14 protein-coding genes and 2 pseudogenes are annotated in these 14,804 nt (G+C 68.2%); 8 read left to right on the forward strand and 8 right to left on the reverse strand.

The genetic code is table 11. The features are described 5' to 3' along the window. Positions 1–62: 62 nt before the first annotated feature. The 3 genes from FPZ47_RS07280 to FPZ47_RS07290 all read right to left on the reverse strand — a co-directional run bounded on the left by FPZ47_RS07280 (position 63) and on the right by FPZ47_RS07290 (position 3,711). On the reverse strand, positions 63–1,811 hold the full coding sequence (locus FPZ47_RS07280; RefSeq protein ID WP_144946533.1) for a PE family protein: 1,749 nt from the start codon (positions 1,809–1,811) through the stop codon (positions 63–65). A 221-nt stretch (positions 1,812–2,032) separates the two neighbouring features. Next, on the reverse strand, positions 2,033–2,938 hold the full coding sequence (locus tag FPZ47_RS07285) for an SDR family oxidoreductase (RefSeq protein ID WP_144946536.1): 906 nt from the start codon (positions 2,936–2,938) through the stop codon (positions 2,033–2,035). Positions 2,939–2,952: 14 nt separating this feature from the next. After that, a complete protein-coding gene (locus tag FPZ47_RS07290) occupies positions 2,953–3,711 on the reverse strand; it encodes an SDR family oxidoreductase (protein WP_144946734.1) in 759 nt (252 codons plus the stop codon). 94 nt (positions 3,712–3,805) lie between these two features. Between FPZ47_RS07290 and echA20 the strand changes: the two genes are divergently transcribed. The 4 genes from echA20 to ipdC are packed head-to-tail and all read left to right on the forward strand — an operon-like array spanning position 3,806 to position 7,249. Continuing rightward, on the forward strand, positions 3,806–4,561 hold the full coding sequence (echA20, locus tag FPZ47_RS07295) for a (7aS)-7a-methyl-1,5-dioxo-2,3,5,6,7,7a-hexahydro-1H-indene-carboxyl-CoA hydrolase (protein WP_144946539.1): 756 nt from the start codon (positions 3,806–3,808) through the stop codon (positions 4,559–4,561). After that, positions 4,558–5,442 (forward strand): cholesterol ring-cleaving hydrolase subunit IpdA, encoded by an 885-nt coding sequence (ipdA, locus tag FPZ47_RS07300; RefSeq protein ID WP_144946542.1) that lies wholly within the window; start codon positions 4,558–4,560, stop codon positions 5,440–5,442. Before echA20 ends, ipdA begins: the two co-directional genes overlap by 4 nt. Continuing rightward, positions 5,439–6,185, forward strand: a complete 747-nt coding sequence (ipdB, locus tag FPZ47_RS07305; RefSeq protein ID WP_144946545.1) for a cholesterol ring-cleaving hydrolase subunit IpdB — start codon at positions 5,439–5,441, stop codon at positions 6,183–6,185. Before ipdA ends, ipdB begins: the two co-directional genes overlap by 4 nt. After that, on the forward strand, positions 6,182–7,249 hold the full coding sequence (gene ipdC, locus FPZ47_RS07310; RefSeq protein ID WP_144946548.1) for a (3aS,4S,5R,7aS)-5-hydroxy-7a-methyl-1-oxo-octahydro-1H-indene-4-carboxyl-CoA dehydrogenase: 1,068 nt from the start codon (positions 6,182–6,184) through the stop codon (positions 7,247–7,249). Before ipdB ends, ipdC begins: the two co-directional genes overlap by 4 nt. Positions 7,250–7,264: 15 nt before the next feature. On the opposite strand, the gene FPZ47_RS07315 is transcribed toward ipdC, so the two are convergent. Both FPZ47_RS07315 and FPZ47_RS07320 read right to left on the reverse strand, forming a co-directional pair. Further along, entirely contained in the window at positions 7,265–7,654 is a 390-nt protein-coding gene (locus FPZ47_RS07315) for a VOC family protein (RefSeq protein ID WP_144946551.1), read from the reverse strand. Then, a pseudogene (locus tag FPZ47_RS07320) lies at positions 7,651–8,051 on the reverse strand (DUF899 family protein). The gene FPZ47_RS07315 and the pseudogene FPZ47_RS07320 overlap by 4 nt, the downstream one beginning before the upstream one ends. A gap of 77 nt (positions 8,052–8,128) precedes the next feature. On the opposite strand from FPZ47_RS07320, the gene FPZ47_RS07325 reads away from it, so the two are divergent. The 4 genes and pseudogenes from FPZ47_RS07325 (at position 8,129) to FPZ47_RS07340 (ending at position 12,176) form a co-directional block, all read left to right on the forward strand. Then, the gene (locus FPZ47_RS07325; RefSeq protein ID WP_144946554.1) at positions 8,129–8,752 is read left to right on the forward strand and encodes a TetR/AcrR family transcriptional regulator; all 624 of its coding nucleotides are present in this window, start codon (positions 8,129–8,131) and stop codon (positions 8,750–8,752) included. Between the two features lie 50 nt (positions 8,753–8,802). Further along, positions 8,803–9,450: a SatD family protein gene (locus FPZ47_RS07330; RefSeq protein ID WP_144946557.1), complete on the forward strand. Its 648-nt coding sequence runs from the start codon at positions 8,803–8,805 to the stop codon at positions 9,448–9,450. Beyond that, positions 9,447–10,186 (forward strand): annotated as a pseudogene (locus FPZ47_RS07335) (hypothetical protein). Before FPZ47_RS07330 ends, FPZ47_RS07335 begins: the two are co-directional and overlap by 4 nt. Before the next feature lie 43 nt (positions 10,187–10,229). Beyond that, positions 10,230–12,176: a fatty acid desaturase gene (locus tag FPZ47_RS07340; RefSeq protein ID WP_144946560.1), complete on the forward strand. Its 1,947-nt coding sequence runs from the start codon at positions 10,230–10,232 to the stop codon at positions 12,174–12,176. An 82-nt stretch (positions 12,177–12,258) separates the two neighbouring features. On the opposite strand, the gene fadA6 is transcribed toward FPZ47_RS07340, so the two are convergent. The 3 genes from fadA6 to ipdF form a co-directional block, all read right to left on the reverse strand. Then, the gene (gene fadA6 / locus FPZ47_RS07345) at positions 12,259–13,428 is read right to left on the reverse strand and encodes a steroid 3-ketoacyl-CoA thiolase FadA6 (RefSeq protein ID WP_144946563.1); all 1,170 of its coding nucleotides are present in this window, start codon (positions 13,426–13,428) and stop codon (positions 12,259–12,261) included. Between the two features lie 3 nt (positions 13,429–13,431). Then, positions 13,432–14,025: a TetR family transcriptional regulator KstR2 gene (gene kstR2, locus FPZ47_RS07350; protein WP_144946566.1), complete on the reverse strand. Its 594-nt coding sequence runs from the start codon at positions 14,023–14,025 to the stop codon at positions 13,432–13,434. A gap of 40 nt (positions 14,026–14,065) precedes the next feature. Continuing rightward, positions 14,066–14,804: (5R,7aS)-5-hydroxy-7a-methyl-1-oxo-2,3,5,6,7,7a-hexahydro-1H-indene-carboxyl-CoA reductase (gene ipdF, locus FPZ47_RS07355; protein ID WP_210419853.1), on the reverse strand; the 739-nt coding region annotated here is incomplete at its 5' end.

A 14,804-nucleotide genomic window follows, 5' to 3' on the forward strand; every position in this document is an offset into this window, starting at 1 on the left:
AAAAATTCGCCAAAATCTCGCGCTGAGTGCACGTTCGGCGCAACGTCGCCGCTACGAGACGATCACGGGATGATCACGGGCAGGTCGACCGGGACGGCGCCGGTGAAGATGGCTCCCAGGTCGCTGACGACCGACGAGGCCTGACCGACGACGGCGAACGCTTCGAACGCGCCGGCCAACGGGATCAGGTAGGTGTCGACTGCGATGGGTAGGCCGATGGCCTCGACGAGATTGCCCGCCTGCAGCCCGGCCGCGAAGAGGGTCAGGTTGTAGGCGGGCAGGCTGGTCAGCAGCGCATTGGCGACATCGGCCGTGGGCAGCAAGATCGCGTAGGAGTCCGAGGCCGCCGCCGAGAGCGCGTTGACCGCGTTGGAGATGTCCCCGGCGACGCTGACGGGTGAGAGCGCGGAAAGCAGGCTGACCGGGCTGGGCATCGCGGTGGGGATGAGCGACGGCCCCGACGAGGGGGCGGCGAGCGAACTGAGCGACGGCATGAGTGACCCGGGCGAGGAGAGCGACGGCAGGAGCGGCCCGGCCGAGGAGAATTCGGCGGAGACGTCATGGGCGAAGTCGGTGATCCCCTGCTGGGTTCCCGCGACCAGCAGGCCGGGCACCTTCGCCACGTCGTGCAGCGGGGGGAACAGGCCGAACTGCGTGGGCACGTTGGCCGGCCCCTGCGACCAGCCGTAATTGGGGTCGCCGTAGCCGAGGTTGACCAGAACTTTCAGGTCCGGTTGGACCAGGTCGGCCAAGGGGTTGCCGACGACCGGGATCGCGCGCAGCGGGTCCAGCAACGGCAGATTCTGAGTGGGAATCATGAAGTAGTTGGTCATGCTGTTGGGGGTGCCGAGGGCTTCGGACCCCGGCAAAAGGAAACCCGAGGAGACCTGCTGGGTTGTCAGCGCCGAGTAGGTGGGATGCACGTAATAAATCCCGGCAAGGGAATTGAGATCCGACAGGAAATTCATCGGGTACTGCGGGACGTCGGCGAAGCCGTCGTATTCCTGGGTGTAGATGGTCGTCTGGTACAGGTTGGAGGGGGTGGCGCCGTTGAACGTGATGCCGAGGGACGGGATGCTCAGGCCGGCCATCCGCTCGAAGAGGCCGCCGTTGGGGGCATTGGGATCCCCGGTCAGCACGAAGGAGACAGCCGAACTCGGTATGTGCTCGGACGCCAGCAGGGGCATCACCATGGACGATATCGTCGAACTCTGAGACTCGCCCTTGACGACGATGAGGTCATTCGGATTCAGGTGGAATTGCTGCAGGATCGCGCTGTTGAGAATCGAGACGCCTTGCAGCTCCGACGTGTTCAGCGGCAAACTCTTGACGCCGGTGTAGAGCCCGTAATTGCCTTCGGGCGTGAACAGGGCCTGGGGCGTGACATTGGGGAACAGCGGCTTGATGAAGAGGTTGAAATTGGCCGTGAGGAAGCTCTGGGAAGGTATCGGCTCCCCGCTGCCGCCCATGATCAACGCGATGCCCGTGGTGGGGTTGGCCGTCGCCAACGTGGTCGCCACAGTGGAAGCGTTGACGGCCTCGGCGCCGGCGTAGGACCCCGCGCCCGCGGTCAACGCCTGCACAAACTGCTGGTGAAATGCCGCCGCCCGGGCCGTCAACGCCTGGAAGGCCTGGCCGTGACCGGAGAACACCGCCGCGACCGCCGCCGACACCTCATCCTCGGCCGCGACCACGATCCCCGTGGTCTGTGCCGCCGCCGACGCGTGCGCTTCGTTGAGCGCTCCGGCGATACTGCCCAGATCCGCTGCCGCCGAATCCAACAACTCCGGCCCCGCGATGACATACGACATCTGAAACCTCCCGTGTTTCATGGCTGTCCTGCTCGCGCCCGACCGGCCGCAGCGGCCCGGAAGAGAACGTATCGCGTTTCAGTGCGGGAGGCCGCGAAATTCGCGGGAAATCTGCGGCGATCAGGCCCCTGGCATGTCACACGTTGCGTGCCGAGCGTGTAGCCAGGGCGAAAAGTCGGCCAAAAACGCGCCCCTGAGCGCACATTCGACGGTAGGCGCTCCTAGGCCCCGTAGACCGGGACCGGCGGGCGCGCCTTGGCCAGCAGGTCGCTGACGACGGGCCCCAGCTCGGCGGGCTCCCACTTTGCGCCCTTGTCGATCTGTGGCCCGTGTGCCCACCCCTCGGCAATCCGGATCTTGCCGCCCTCGACCTCGAAGACCTTGCCGGTGACGTCGCGCGACTCGGCGCTGCCCAGCCAGACGACCAGCGGCGACACGTTTTCCGGCGCCATCGCGTCGAAATCCTGGTCCTGCGTCGCCATCATCTCGGCGAAGACCGTCTCGGTCATGCGGGTCCGGGCCGACGGCGCGATGGCGTTGACGGTGACACCGTAGCGCCCCATCTCGGCGGCGCCGACGAGCGTCATCGCGGCGATGCCGGCCTTGGCGGCGCTGTAGTTGCCCTGCCCGACGCTGCCCTGCAGGCCGGCGCCCGAACTGGTGTTGACGATCCGCGCGTCGACCGTCTTACCTTCCTTGGACAACCCGCGCCAGTACGACGCGGCGTGCCGCATCATGGCGAAGTGCCCCTTGAGGTGCACCGCGACGACCGCGTCGAACTCCTCTTCGCTGGTGTTGGCCATCATCCGGTCGCGCACGATGCCGGCGTTGTTGACCACGACGTCGAGCCCGCCGAAGGTCTCGACGGCGGCCCGCACGAGGCCGGCGGCCTGGTTCCAGTCGGCGATGTCGGACCCGTTGGCGACGGCTTCCCCGCCGGCCGCGGTGATCTCGTCGACGACGCCCTGCGCGGCGCTGCCGCCGCCCGCCGGCGAACCGTCCAGGCCCACCCCGATGTCGTTGACCACCACGCGGGCCCCCTCGGCCGCGAAGGCCAGCGCGTGGGCGCGTCCGATCCCGCCGCCGGCTCCGGTGACGATGACGACGCGCCCGTCGACCACTCCCATATCCCTTGTCTCCTCTACTTGATCGCGCTCGCGTTGGTGGTGGCCAGATAGTGCGGCGGTTCACCGCCGCCGTGCACCTCCACCGAGGCGCCGCTGATGTAGGACGCCGCATCCGACGCCAAAAACGCCGCGGCCCAACCGATGTCCTCGGGCTGGGCAAGCCGGCCCAGTGGCACGTTCTTCGCAATCGCGGCGATCGACTCGGCGTCACCATAGAACAGCTCCGACTGTTCGGTCTCCACCATGCCGACCACGCACGCATTCACCCGGACCTTCGGCCCCCACTCCACGGCCAGCGTCTGAGTGAGGCTTTCCAGGCCCGCCTTGGCCGCCCCGTAGGCGGCGGTCCCGGGCGACGGCCGTCGACCACTGAGGCTGCAGATGTTGACGATCGACCCACCGCACCGCTGGTCCTGCATCTTGTCGTTCGCGTACTGCGAAACATACAGCGCACCAATAAGATTGAGCTCGATGATCTTGCGGTTGAACTTCGCGCTGGAATCGGCGGTCAACACGTACGGCGAACCCCCGGCGTTGTTCACCACGATATCGAGCCCGCCGTGCCGATCGACGATGGAGTCGATCAATGCCCGGACGGCCTCGTCGTCGCGCACGTCGCAGGAGTGAAACTCATACGGCAACCCCTCGACGGCGCGGCGCGCACAGGTGACGACGGTTGCGCCCTGCCGGGCGAAAACGGCGCTGATGCCGGCGCCCACCCCACGGACGCCGCCGGTGACGAGGACGACCCGCCCGGCCAATCCCAAACTGATGGCCTCCCCGAAAGGGAGGCCTCCTTCGGCGCGGGTCACTGTGCTAGCGTACCAAGCAAGTGCTTGCTTAGGTAGCCACGCCCCCAGGAGCGCAATGCCAATCACCTCCACCACCCCCGAACCGGGGATCGTCGCGGTCACCGTCGACTTCCCGCCCGTCAACGCCATCCCGTCGCGCGGCTGGTTCGACCTCGCCGACGCGATCACGGCGGCCGGCGCCAGCCCCGACACCCACGTGGTGATCCTGCGGGCGGAGGGCCGCGGCTTCAACGCCGGCGTGGACATCAAGGAGATGCAGCGCACTCAAGCTGCCGGGCAAGGATACACCGCACTCATCGACGCCAACCGCGGCTGTTTCGCCGCGTTCCGCGCGGTGTACGAATGCGCGGTGCCGGTGATCGCGGCGGTGAACGGATTCTGCGTCGGCGGCGGGATCGGACTGGTCGGCAACTCCGACGTGATCGTGGCCTCCGAGGACGCCACCTTCGGGCTGCCCGAGGTGGAACGGGGCGCCCTGGGCGCGGCGACGCACCTGTCGCGGCTGGTGCCCCAGCACATGATGCGGCGGCTGTTCTTCACCGCGGCCACCGTGGACGCCGCAACCCTGCACCACTTCGGCTCGGTGCACGAGGTGGTGTCCCGCGAGGAACTCGACGACGCCGCGTTGCGGGTGGCCCGCGACATCGCCGCCAAGGACACCCGCGTCATCCGCGCGGCCAAGGAGGCGCTCAACCTCATCGACGTGCAGCGCGTCAACTCCAGCTACCGCATGGAGCAGGGCTTTACATTCGAGCTCAACCTCGCCGGGGTCGCCGACGAGCACCGCGACGCGTTTGTGCAGAAGTCATGAGCGACAAGAGGACAACGCTGGACGAGGCGGTTGCCGGGCTGCGCAGCGGCATGACGATCGGCCTCGGCGGCTGGGGCTCGCGACGCAAGCCCATGGCCTTCGTGCGGGCCCTGCTGCGCACCGACGTCAAGGACCTGACCGTCATCACCTACGGCGGACCCGACCTGGGACTGCTGTGCTCGGCCGGCAAAGTGAAGCGCGTCTACTACGGCTTCGTCTCGCTGGACTCGCCGCCGTTCTACGACCCGTGGTTCGCCAAGGCACGCACCGGCGGGGCGATCGAGGCCCGGGAAATGGACGAGGGCATGCTGCGCTGCGGGTTGCAGGCGGCCGCACAGCGGTTGCCGTTCCTGCCGATTCGGGCGGGTCTGGGCAGTTCGGTGCCCGACTTCTGGGAGGGCGAACTGAAGACCGTGACGAGCCCGTATCCGGCGCCCGGCGGCGGCCAGGAGACATTGCTCGCCATGCCGGCGTTGCGACTGGACGCCGCGTTCGTGCACCTCAACCTCGGTGACAGCCGGGGCAATGCGGCCTACACCGGCATCGACCCCTATTTCGACGACCTCTTCTTGATGGCCGCCGACCGGCGCTACCTGTCGGTGGAACGCGTCGTCTCGACCCAGGACCTGGTCGAATCCGTCCCCCCGCAAGCGCTGCTGGTGAACCGGATGATGGTCGACGCCGTCGTCGAGGCGCCCGGGGGCGCCCACTTCACCACGGCCGCACCGGCTTACGGCCGCGACGAGAAATTCCAGCGGCACTACGCCGAGGCCGCCTCGACGGAGGAGGGCTGGCACAGTTTCGTCCGGACCTACCTGTCGGGCAGCGAGGACGACTACCAGGCAGCCGTGCGCGAGTTCGCGAAGGAGGCGGCCAAGTGAGCCCCACCAGAGCCGAGATCTGCGCGGTCGCCTGCGCCGAGTTGTTCCGGGACGCCGGTGAGATCATGGTCAGCCCGATGACCACCATGGCCTCGGTGGGCGCACGGCTGGCGCGGCTGACCTTCTCCCCCGACATCCTGCTGACCGACGGCGAGGCGCAGCTGCTCGCCGACACCCCGCCGCTCGGCAAGACCGGTCCCGTCGAGGGCTGGATGCCGTTCGGCCGGGTTTTCGAGACCCTGGCCTGGGGGCGCCGGCATGTGGTGATGGGCGCCAATCAGGTGGACCGCTTCGGCAACCAGAACCTTTCGGCGTTCGGCCCGCTGCAGCATCCGACGCGGCAGATGTTCGGCGTGCGCGGTGCGCCCGGCAACGCCGTCAACCACGCGACCAGCTACTGGGTCGGCAACCACTCGAAGCGGGTGTTCTGCGACGCGGTCGACATCGTCTGCGGCATCGGCTGGGACAAGGTCGACCCGGCCAACCCGGCGTTTCGCTTCGCCAACACCTACCGCGTGGTGTCCAACCTCGGCGTGTTCGACTTCGGCGGACCGGACCACACCATGCGCGCCGTCTCCCTGCACCCGGGCGTGACCCCCGGCGACGTCCGGGAAGCCACCTCGTTCGAGGTACACGACCTCGACGGGGCCGGCGAATCGCGGCTGCCGACCGACGACGAGCTGCGCCTGATCCACGAGGTCATCGACCCGCAATCGCTGCGCGACAAAGAGATCCGGTCATGAGACTGCGCACGCCGCTGACCGAGCTGGTCGGCGTCGAGCACCCAGTGGTCCAAACCGGCATGGGCTGGGTGGCCGGCGCCCGGCTGGTGTCGGCCACGGCCAACGCCGGCGGGCTGGGCATCCTGGCCTCGGCCACCATGACGCTCGACGAGTTGGCCACGGCCATCGGCAAGGTCAAGGCCGCCACCGACAAGCCCTTCGGTGTGAACATCCGCGCGGATGCCGCCGATGCGGGTGATCGCATCGAGCTGATGATCCGCGAGGGCGTGAAGGTGGCGTCGTTCGCGCTGGCGCCCAAGCAGGAGCTGATAGCCCGGCTCAAAGAGGCCGGGGCGGTGGTCATCCCGTCGATCGGCGCGGCCAAACACGCGCGCAAGGTCGCGGCGTGGGGCGCCGACGCGTTGATCGTGCAGGGAGGAGAAGGCGGGGGGCACACGGGACCCGTCGCCACCACGCTGCTGTTACCGTCGGTGCTGGACGCCGTGCAGGGCAGCGGGATTCCGGTGATCGCGGCGGGCGGCTTCTTCGACGGGCGCGGACTGGCCGCGGCGTTGAGCTACGGCGCGGCCGGCGTGGCGATGGGAACCCGGTTTCTGCTCACCTCCGATTCGACCGTGCCCGAGGCCGTCAAACGCCGCTACCTCGAGGCCGCGCTGGACGGCACCGTGGTGACCACCCGAGTCGACGGCATGCCGCATCGGGTGTTGCGCACCGGCCTGGTTGAGAAGCTGGAAAGCGGCTCACCCGTCAGGGGTTTCGTGGCCGCGGTGCGCAACGCCGCGAAGTTCAAACAGATGTCGCGGATGACCTGGCGATCGATGATCACCGACGGCCTGGCCATGCGCCACGGCAAGGAGTTGAGCTGGTCGCAGGTGGTGATGGCGGCCAACACCCCGATGCTGCTGAAGGCCGGCCTGGTCGAGGGCAACACCGAGGCCGGGGTGCTGGCCTCCGGCCAGGTGGCCGGGATCCTCGAGGACCTGCCGTCATGTGCCGAGCTGATCGAGTCCGTCGTCCGGGATGCGATCACACACCTGCAGTCGGCGGCCGCTTTCGTGCAGTGACCGCTCAGCCGTGATTCAGGACTCGACGACCAGCAGCGTGTGCCCGCTCGGGTCGCGGAACCAGAACATCGGTGGGACCGGCCCGCCCATGCGCGACACCTGGGCGTCGACGTCGACGCCGAGTTCGGCCATCGCCGCGTGGGTGGCGTCGATGTCGCTGGTGGACAACGTGATACCGGTGTTGGCCGGCAACACCGGTCCTCCGTCCGGCGGCGGCGGAGCCAGCGCGATGCCGGTCGTGCCCTCGGGGGGATAGACCTCGATCCACCGGTAGCCGCCACCGAATGGCTGATCGGTTCGCTTCTCGAACCCCAGCGACTCGTAGAACTCGACCGCTTTGTCCTGTTCGGGTGTCGGTACGCACACCAGGCTGATCGTGGTGAGGCCGGTCGTCATGGTGGTCATCTCGCTCCTTCCGGTTGGGCGTCAGCGTTGGCACCGTATGCCCGCGCAATGTCCTGCGAGCCGGCCCATCCGCTGTACGTGGGTCGCTGGGGCCAGCCGTCCGGGGAGTCCTGCCATTCTTCCTGGCGGCCGTACGGCAGTAGATCGATCAACGCGAACGAGTGGCTGAGCGGTACACGATCAACTGCGACCTGCTGCCGAACACGTCGGCCAGCCGCACCGGTCCGTGCTCGCCTTTCAGAAGGTAGTCCGGCATCGCGACCATCGGTAGCCGTCGTCGCTGCGCGGCGATCGCATCGAGCTCACGAGTAACCGCCTTCTCCCGCTCGCGCAACGCGGCCAATTCGCGCTGCCACACTCGCTCGTCCACAACCGGCGGCAATGCTGCGGTGCTCACGGTGCAAACCTCCAATGTTCACAGCGTCAACATGGTAATGTTGACACCGTACACTTCCGCCCCGAGAAGGGTCAAGCGTGTCCACCGCGAAAACCGGCTATCACCACGGAGACCTGCGCGCCGCGTTGATCGATGCCGGCCTGTACCTCACCCGGACCGGTGGGCCCGAAGCGCTGACCATTCGGGAAGCCACCCGGCGGGTCGGGGTCTCCCCCAACGCCGCCTATCGCCACTTCGCCGATCGCGAAGCCCTGCTCGGCGCTGTCGCGCTCGCGATCCAGCACCGGATGGCGGAACGGATGCAACGCGCGGCACGCCGGCGCGGCTCGCGCCGGCCGCGGGCGGACGATCGGCTCCGCGCGGTCGGGCTCGGCTACATCGAATTTGCGCTCGACGAGCCGGGGTGGTTCACCGTGGCGTTTTTCGGAACCGGCCCGCCGGCCGGCGAGACCGCCGGGGCTCCACCGTACGTGGCGTTGGTCGATGCGCTCGATGCGATGTCGGAGGCGGGAATGCTGTCCCCCGAGCGACGCGAAGGCGCCGAATGGCCCTGCTGGTCAGCGGTGCACGGATTCGCCGAGCTTGCCCTGCGCGGACCGCTGCGTCACGCCGGTCGCCGCCGGGTCGAGGCGCTGGCGGAACGCACGGTCGACGACATCATCGCCGGCGTGGCCGCGTCCGCGACTCGTGACGGCGGCTAGGTGATTAAGCAAATAGCTGTATCTGGCCTGAATTAAGTTATATTCTTCATATGGCCGGAGTGAAGCGTGGATCGTCACCCAGGGCGGCCGTGATCGGTGACGTCGTGGCATCCCGGCGCGCCGCGGACCGGTCCGCGCTGCATCGACGCGTGAGCACCGCCCTGCGCGAGGTCGCCGATGGCGCGATCGCCGCCCCCGCCTTCAGCGTCGGCGACGAGTTCCAGGGCAGCTACCCCTCGGTGGGCACCGCCATCGACGCCGCCTTGCGGCTGCGACTGCTCCTTGCCCCCGAGGTCGACGTCCGCTTCGGCATCGGATGGGGCCTCGTCACCGTCCTGGACCCCGAGACCGGCATCCAGGACGGACCGGCGTGGTGGGCCGCGCGCGAGGCCATCCAGGCGACCGCACGGACGCAACGGCAGCCCGGCTTCACGCTGGTGCGCACCACCTTCCGGGCGGACAAGAACACCCGCGCAGACGTCGCGGCCGTCAACGCGGCCCTGATCTGTCGGGACCATCTGCTTGGATCGCTCGATGGAAGATCGCTGCGGATTGTGAAGGGCTTGATGACCGGCCAGACCAAGAAGGAACTCGCCGCCGCCGAGGGCATCAGCGCCTCGGCAGTGTCGCAGCGGGCGAGCCGTGACGGCCTGGATCTGATTGTCGTTGCATCGCAATACCTTCGGAGCTTGCCGTGAGCGCCGTCGCCGTCTTCCTGATCGCGGTGGGCATCGCCGACCTGTGCCGGCGGACGATAGGTGCGGCGTGGCCGCCCTGGCGATCGGACCGGCCCTGGTGGTCGGGTGCGCGGCGTTGGGCGCGCTGTGGCACGGCGGTGATGTCGCGTTGCTCGTGCCGGCGGCCTGCACCGTAGCCGCCTGGGAGTGGCTGTGCATCCGCAGTGAACGCAGCGGTAGGCGCCAGGCCGCCCCGCTGGCAGTCTTCGCCGGGACGCTGACATTTCTGACGGTGGCGTCCGGTTGGTCCTCGCCGGTCGGCGGCGTCTTCGCCCGGTGGTCGGCCTGGGTGCACCTGCCGCTCGCCCACGTCACGCCCACGCGGCTGTTGATGATCGTCGGTGTAGTGGTGCTGCAGTTCGCCGCCGCGAATCAGCTGGTGCGCCTGGTGCTCGGCTCCGTCGGGGCGGTGCGTCCGGCCGGCGAGCCACAGCCGTCCGACCGCCTCAAGGGCGGCCGGCTGCTGGGCCCGCTGGAGCGCCTGCTGATCCTGAGCCTGGGCGTCGGCGGACAGGTGGCCGCGGCCGGCGCCGTCGTCGCCGCCAAGGGAATCATCCGATTTCCCGAACTGAGCGCCCAGAAGGACCGCAACGGCGCGGTCGGCATCGACGAGGTGACCGAGTATTTCCTCGTCGGCAGCTTCACGAGTTGGCTGCTGGCCCTGGGCAGCATCGGGCTGGTCCTGGCCGCGCGCTGAACGCGGTGTACCCGGGACGCCCGCCCGTGAGGCTATTTCAGCTGTGTCGACCATTGACGACGTAGGCCAGGACGCCCCCGAATCCGTCGCGCGTCATGCGCTGCCCGATCCGGGCGAATCGGTGCCGAAGTTGGCGTTGCCGATCGTCGCAGTTTTCCTCGGCGCTTTGACCGCCTTCGTGTTCGCCACGGTGGGCTACGTCAACGGCTGGGCCTCGGCCTGGCTCACGAATCCGGTCAACGCCGCGGTGACGTTCGTGATGTTCACCGTCGTGCACGATACCTCGCACCACTCGATCAGCTCCGCGCGATGGGTCAACGGGTTGTTCGGGCGGATGGCGTGGCTTTTCGTCGTCCCGATCGTCGCCTTCCCGACATTCGGCTATATCCACATCCAGCATCATCGCCACGCCAACGACGACGAGGACCCCGAAACGTTCGCATCGCACGGCTCGCCCTGGTCGCTGCCGTTGCGCTGGTCGCTGGCCGAGTATTTCTACCTGAGGTACTACCTCCCGCGTGCCCGCAGCCGGCCAGTGTTCGAGCTCGCCGAGACGCTGGTGATGCTGGCCCTGAGCCTGGCCGGTCTGACGGTCGCCGTCATCACCGGGAACTTCTGGACGCTCGCGGTCGTCTTTCTGGTTCCGCAGCGCATCGGGGTCACCGTGCTGGCGTGGTGGTTCGACTGGCTGCCCCAGCACGGCCTGGCAGACACCCAGCGCACCGATCGCTACCGGGCAACCCGCAACCGGGTCGGCGCGGAATGGCTGTTCACCCCGGTGCTGCTGTCGCAGAACTACCACCTGGTGCATCACCTGCACCCGTCGGTGCCGTTCCACCGCTACCTGCGGACCTGGAAGCGCAACGAGGAAGCCTACCTGGAGCGCAACGCCGCCATCTCGACAGTCTTTGGCCAGCAACACAATCCCGATGAGTTTCGGGAGTGGAAGGCCCTCAACGGCAGGCTCGCCAAGCTGTTGCCGGTGCGGATGCCGGCCAGGTCGAGTTCGCCGCACGCGGTGTTGCACCGCATCCCGGTCGCGTCGGTGGACCCCCTCACCACCGACAGCACCCTGGTGACCTTCGCCGTACCGGAAAGCCTGCGGGACGCCTTCCGGTTCGAACCGGGCCAGCACGTCACGGTGCGCACCGACCCGGGTGGCGAAAACGTTCGCCGCAACTACTCGATCTGCGCGCCGGCGACCCGGGCCCAACTGCGGATCGCCGTCAAACACCTTCCCGGCGGCGAGTTTTCGACGTTTGTGGCCAATGACCTCAAGGCTGGCGACGTGCTCGAGCTGATGACGCCGACCGGGCGCTTCGGTACCCCGCTGCACCCGCTGGCCCGAAAACACTACGTCGCTCTGGTGGCCGGCAGCGGGATCACGCCGGTGCTGTCCATCCTGGCGACGACGCTCGAGATCGAAACCGAGAGCTTGGACCGGCTCGAGTCCCGCTATGCCGACCGCCTGGAGATCCTGCACGTGCTGTCGGGCGATCCGTTGCACACACCGGAACTGCGCGGCCGCATCGACCGGGACAAACTCAACCGGTGGCTGACGAGCAGCCTGCAGCCCGACAGCATCGACGAGTGGTTCGTCTGCGCGACCACCGCACACGAGGTTCTGACCGAGCATTGCGTCGACGCGGAGCGCATCCACCTCGAGCTGTTCTTCGGCTACGACACTTCTCCGGCGACCGAGCGCGCCTACGAGACCGCGACCCTCACCTTCACACTGTCCGGTACGCAGGCGACGGTCGACCTGGCCCCCGGCGACTCGATACTGGAAGGCGCGCTGCAACTTCGCAGCGACGCGCCATATGCCTGCATGGGCGGCGCGTGTGGCACCTGCCGCGCGAAGCTGGTCGAGGGCGAGGTCGAGATGGACCACAACTTCGCCCTCGGGCGCGCCGAATTGGACGCCGGCTACATCCTGACCTGCCAGTCACATCCGACGACGCCGTTCGTCGCCGTCGACTACGACGCCTGAGCCCCGCGCCGAACGTGCAACCACTGCGAGAAAACCGCGAAAAACTCGCAGCCAGTTCACGTTCGGCGGCGTGAGGAAAAAGCTACAGCCGCTCGATGATCGTGACGTTGGCCGTGCCGCCGCCCTCGCACATCGTCTGCAGCCCGTAGCGGCCGCCGATGCGCTCGAGCTCGCCCAGCATGGTGGTGAACAGCTTGGCGCCGGTGGCCCCCAGCGGGTGACCGAGGGCGATCGCGCCGCCGTTGGGGTTGACCTTCTCCGGGTCCGCCTTGATCTCCTTGAGCCACGCCATGACCACCGGGGCGAAGGCCTCGTTGATCTCGACGGTGTCGATGTCGCCGATGGACAGGCCGGTCTTGCCCAGCGCATGACGGGTCGCCGGGATGGGTCCGGTCAGCATGAACACCGGGTCCGCGGCGCGCGCACTGATGTGGTGGATGCGCGCCCGCGGCGTCAGCTTGTGGTCCTTGACCGCCCGCTCGGACGCCAGCAGCACCGCGCTGGCGCCGTCGGAGATCTGGCTGGCCATCGCCGCCGTCAGCCGGCCGCCCTCGACCAGCGTCTTCAACCCGGCCATCTTCTCCAGCGACGACTCGCGCGGGCACTCGTCGACCCGGAACGGCCCGGAATCCGTTTCAATGGTCATGATCTCGTTGTCGAAGTGCCCGCTGCGGATCGCCGCGAACGCGCGCTCGTGGCTGGTCAGCGCGTAGCGCTCCATCTCTTCGCGCGACAGGTTCCACCTCTCGGCGATCATCTCCGAGCCGCGGAACTGCGAGATCTCCTGGTCGCCGTACCGGTGCAGCCACTGCTTGGACTCGTTGGTCGGCGAGGTGAAGCCGAACTGTTCCCCGACGGTCATCGCCGACGAGATGGGGATCTGGCTCATGTTCTGCACGCCGCCGGCCACGATGACATCAGCCGTGCCGGACATGATGGCCTGCGCGCCAAAGGAAATCGCTTGCTGGCTGGAGCCGCACTGCCGGTCCACCGTGACGCCGGGAACCTCTTCGGGATAGCCGGCCGCCAACCACGAGAGCCGGGCGATGTTGCCGGCCTGCCCGCCGATGGCGTCGACACACCCGGCGATCACGTCGTCGACGGCGGCAGGGTCGACGTCGACCCGGTCGAGCAGACCGCGCCACGCGTAGGCACCCAGGTCGACGGGGTGAACCCCGGCCAGTGATCCGTTGCGCTTGCCGACCGCGGTACGCACGGCGTCGATGACATAGGCCTGGGAAAACGCAGCCATCTTTCAGACTCCTTCTTTCGTGATTCCGCCCAGAACGATGGCGAGGTATTGCCGGCCCACCTGTTGCGCGGTGAGCGGTCCACCGGGTTGGTACCAGCGCACCGCCACCCAGGTGGTGTCACGGATGAAGCGGTAGACCAGGTCCACGTCGAGGTCGGGCTGGAAGTAGCCCTCGTCGATGCCCTGGTTGAGCACCTCGACCCACATCTTGCGCTGCCGGCGGTTCATGTCCTCGATGTAGGAGAACCGTGGCTGCGACGACAGCCGTTTGGCCTCGTCCTGGTAGATGACGACCTGCGAGTGCCGGTGCTCGATCGCCTCGAACGACGCCAGGAACAACCCCTTGAGGCGGGCCAGGGCATTGGCCTCGGTGTCCATGATCTCGCGGTAGCGGGCAAACAGCCAGTCCAGGAAGCCGCGCAGCAACTCGTCGACCATCTCTTCCTTGGAGGAGAAATGGTGGTACAGGCTGCCGGAGAGGATGCCGGCACCGTCGGCGATGTCGCGCACGGTGGTCGCACGCATCCCGCGCTCGGCGAACATGGCCGCGGCGAGCTCGAGCAGCTCCCCGCGGCGGCTGTTCGGCTGACCGTCCACCGGGACAGCCTATCAACCAAGCGCTTGCTCGGCTAGCGCCTCACGGATGCTGGCTGGAGACCGAGATGACCTCGCCGGTGAGGTAGCTCGAGTAGTCGCTGGCCAGGAACGCGATCGTGGCCGCGATCTCCCACGGCTCGGCGGCGCGCCCGAACGCCTCACCGGCGGACAGCCGGTCGAGCAGGTCGGCCGAGGTGGTCCTGTCCAGGAACTTGTGCCGGGCGATGCTGGGCGACACCGCGTTGATCCGCACGCCGTACTCGACGGCTTCGATTGCGCTGCAACGGGTCAACGCCATCACGCCCGCCTTGGCGGCCGCATAGTGCGCCTGCGAATGCTGGGCCCGCCAGCCCAGGACGCTGGCGTTGTTGACGATCACCCCACCGTGGCCGGCCTCGCGGAAGTACCGCAGCGCCGCGCGGGTGGCACGGAACACCGACGTGCACGTCACGTCCAGGACGCGGTCCCATTCCTCGTCGGTCATGTCGACGACCGGGGTCTGCCCACCCAGCCCGGCGTTGTTGATCAGCACGTCCATGCGCCCCATCCGGGCGGTCACCGAGGCGAACAGCGCGTCGACCTGCGCGGTCGACGTCACGTCGCACAGCACCTTCTCGACCCGGCCCAGCCCCAGCGCCGACAGTTCGTCGGCGGTCTCCCCCAGCCGGCGTTCGTTGTGGTCGGAGCTGACCACGGGGGGACCCTCGGCCCACGCCCGCCCCGCGGTCGCCGAACCCGTGGCGGGGGCGGCGGCGGCGGGGGCGCTGACCACCATGCCG

Origin of the sequence: Mycobacterium helveticum, assembly GCF_007714205.1 — a bacterium.
Classification (GTDB): domain Bacteria; phylum Actinomycetota; class Actinomycetes; order Mycobacteriales; family Mycobacteriaceae; genus Mycobacterium; species Mycobacterium helveticum.

Excerpts from the sequence above, each read along its gene's own strand:
- FPZ47_RS07280 (WP_144946533.1), bottom strand. The coding sequence starts at position 1,811 with ATGTCGTATGTCATCGCGGGGCCGGAGTTGTTGGATTCGGCGGCAGCG.
- FPZ47_RS07330 (WP_144946557.1), top strand. The coding sequence starts at position 8,803 with ATGGCCGGAGTGAAGCGTGGATCGTCACCCAGGGCGGCCGTGATCGGT.
- ipdA (WP_144946542.1), top strand. The coding sequence starts at position 4,558 with ATGAGCGACAAGAGGACAACGCTGGACGAGGCGGTTGCCGGGCTGCGC.
- ipdC (WP_144946548.1), top strand. The coding sequence starts at position 6,182 with ATGAGACTGCGCACGCCGCTGACCGAGCTGGTCGGCGTCGAGCACCCA.
- echA20 (WP_144946539.1), top strand. The coding sequence starts at position 3,806 with ATGCCAATCACCTCCACCACCCCCGAACCGGGGATCGTCGCGGTCACC.
- FPZ47_RS07315 (WP_144946551.1), bottom strand. The coding sequence starts at position 7,654 with ATGACCACCATGACGACCGGCCTCACCACGATCAGCCTGGTGTGCGTA.
- FPZ47_RS07285 (WP_144946536.1), bottom strand. The coding sequence starts at position 2,938 with ATGGGAGTGGTCGACGGGCGCGTCGTCATCGTCACCGGAGCCGGCGGC.
- fadA6 (WP_144946563.1), bottom strand. The coding sequence starts at position 13,428 with ATGGCTGCGTTTTCCCAGGCCTATGTCATCGACGCCGTGCGTACCGCG.